Source organism: Burkholderia sp. AU4i, from assembly GCF_000466765.1.
Classification (GTDB): Bacteria; Pseudomonadota; Gammaproteobacteria; order Burkholderiales; family Burkholderiaceae; genus Burkholderia; species Burkholderia cepacia.
Genome location: NZ_ASSI01000376.1, coordinates 1 through 2,588, shown reverse-complemented (window position 1 = coordinate 2,588; position 2,588 = coordinate 1). Strand labels below are relative to the sequence as shown.

Annotated in this window: 2 protein-coding genes; both read left to right on the top strand. The window is 65.2% G+C overall.

The genetic code is table 11. The features are described from left to right. Positions 1–80: 80 nt before the first annotated feature. The gene (locus L810_RS42805) at positions 81–2,042 is read left to right on the top strand and encodes a DNA cytosine methyltransferase (protein WP_042978398.1); all 1,962 of its coding nucleotides are present in this window, start codon (positions 81–83) and stop codon (positions 2,040–2,042) included. A 59-nt stretch (positions 2,043–2,101) separates the two neighbouring features. Further along, entirely contained in the window at positions 2,102–2,422 is a 321-nt protein-coding gene (locus L810_RS42800) for a hypothetical protein (RefSeq protein WP_021164317.1), read from the top strand. Positions 2,423–2,588 lie beyond the last annotated feature (166 nt).

Below are 2,588 nucleotides of genomic sequence, written 5' to 3'. Positions count from 1 at the left end.
TCTTGGGTCCCGGTCGGCCTGACAACAGAGAAGTACTCCGAATCGAGCGAAGGGAATTTTTCAGGAGAACAGCGATGGATATGACCAGAACCTACAACGTCTTCACGATGTGCAGCGGCTTGGGCGGCGGAGCCATGGGCTTCAAGCGAGCAGTGTCTCGCGTCGGTAACTTGATCGCAAAGTGGCGCTGCATCGGAGGCATCGACAACGATCCTGCCGCATGCCGGGATTTTCATTCGCTCGTTGGGGTGCCGTGCACCCTCATGGATCTGTTCACACGGGAACAATACTGCGCGTTCAACAACACCGAGCCACCGGCCGGATGGCGTGAGGCAACGGCCGCCGACATTCGCGCGGCCGCTGGAAATGAGCATCCCCACTGCGTGTTCATCTCTTCCCCGTGCAAGGGGGCGTCCGGCCTGCTTTCCGAGACGTTGAGCCGTACGCCGAAGTACCAGGCGCTGAACGAGCTGACAATGCGCTGCGTATGGTTGATGTGCGAAGCATGGAAGGAAGATCCGGTCGAGTTGATCGTGTTCGAGAACGTGCCCCGGCTCGCAACCCGGGCCCGGCACCTGCTCGATCAAATCGGGCAGATCCTGCGTCACTACGGCTATGCGGTCAACGAGACCAGCCACGACTGCGGCCTCATCGGTGGCCTCGCGCAGAGTAGGAAACGTTTCCTGCTCGTCGCGCGCCACATCGCGAAGGTGCCGGCATTCTTGTACGAGCCGCCGATGAAACGCTTGCAAGGCGTCGGTACAGTGCTCGGCCGCATGCCGCTGCCTGGCGACGTCGCGGCAGGCCCGATGCATCGCGTCCCGTCGCTGCAGTGGAAGACGTGGGTCCGGCTTGCGTTTGTCGAAGCCGGCGGCGACTGGCGAAGCTTGAACAAACTCGCCGTCGAGAACGGTCATCTTCGCGACTACCTGATTGTGCCGGACATGCACAACGGCGTGCTCGGCGTGAACCGCTGGGAGGAGCACAGCGGTGTCGTTGCCGGCGCGAGCCGACCCGGTAACGGAAGGTTTTCGGTCGCTGACCCGCGCTTCGCTCAGAGCGCGAAGTGGAACGACGGGCACGCATACGGCGTGCTCCCGTGGGATGATCATTGCGGCACGATCGCAGGGCAGCAAACGCCGGGACAGGGCTATTACACCGTGGCGGATCCGCGCCACGCCGGCCGGGAGAAGCACAACAACGAATTCCGGATCGTGCCGTGGCGGGAGGCCGCCGGCGCAGTCACAAGCGCACACGGTACGGGCCAGTGCGTGCAGGATCCGCGTCCGCCAGCTGGCCCGCTCTTCAGCAAGTACAAGGTGACCGATTGGGCTGGCCACGCCGGCACTGTTATCGGAGGCGATGATCAGGGCGCGTATGCAGTGGCCGATCCACGGTCGACCACCGGCTTCGAAGGCGCAGGCAAATACCGAATCACCGGCTTCGACGAGCCGGCCGGCACGGTCATCGCGCGCAGCGACAGCGGCCAGGGTGCGTTCGCCGTCGCCGATCCGCGCACGAGTATGCGCAGGAAGCGCGGCGACGCGTATCTCACCGGAGGGCATTACGGCGTCGTCGAATGGGGGCAGCCCAGCGGCGCCGTATCGGCTGCAGCAGGCCACGACAACGGCCGTTGGTCCGTCGCAGACCCGCGACTGCCAGCCGCGAGCGCGAAGCTCGTCGCAGTGATCCGCGCGCTCGACGGTACTTGGCACCGACCGTTCACGACGCTCGAGCTCGCCGCGCTGCAGTCGCTCGTCGACCCCGAGCAGCTGCAGATCGACGCTGAACATGACGACTGGGCACGCCAGCGTGCGGCTGCGACCGGAAACGGATTCCCGTTCAAGCTCGACGGCGACAGTGATTCTGCATGGCGTGAGCGCATCGGCAATGCGGTACCGCGCGATGCCGCAGAGGCAATTGCGGAGGTGATGGGGACGACCTTGCTGCTCGCCGAGTCCGGTGAGACTTTCCAGCTTTCGTCGACGCCGGTTTGGGTGCGTCCGGTTGCAATTGCGCTGACGCTGCCGGGCAGCTTGTAACCCCGCCTATGTCCGGCGAGCGGCCCGCCACGACGGGCCGCATTCCCCAAGGAGTCGAGATGAAACAGCAACGCATTCTCTTTCCGGACGAAGTCGACGCGATCGCGTACCGGCTGGACAAGGAAGTGAGGGTCTGGGCGGTTGATATCGCATCGGGGTCCGAACGACGTCCGACCTACCGCCACACCTATTACGCGCGTGCCCGGACTGCCGATCGGGCCATCAAGTGTGTGAAGGAAAACCTGACCGGACGGACGTCTGGTGCGCGGTATCGCGCGCGCCTCGCCGGCGCGCGCGAGCTCGGCTGTCACCGTGTGACCGCCGAGGCCACGCCGGCCGAGCTTTACACGATGGCGGTTGGGCTTTATCGCCTCGGGTAGTTTCGGGCGTGCACCGAGCGGTGCACGCGCTATTCCAGTCGCGCGGCCGGATGGCCGCACGAAGGGGCGCTCGCCGCGCGGCGAGCCGGTGCTGTCTCACCTTTCCGCATACCGCCAGTCCCCCGAGCTCGCCGTCCCAAGCGCGACCGTAGCCCACCGTCGTTCG

Excerpts from the sequence above, each read along its gene's own strand:
- L810_RS42805 (WP_042978398.1), top strand. The coding sequence starts at position 81 with ATGACCAGAACCTACAACGTCTTCACGATGTGCAGCGGCTTGGGCGGC.
- L810_RS42800 (WP_021164317.1), top strand. The coding sequence starts at position 2,102 with ATGAAACAGCAACGCATTCTCTTTCCGGACGAAGTCGACGCGATCGCG.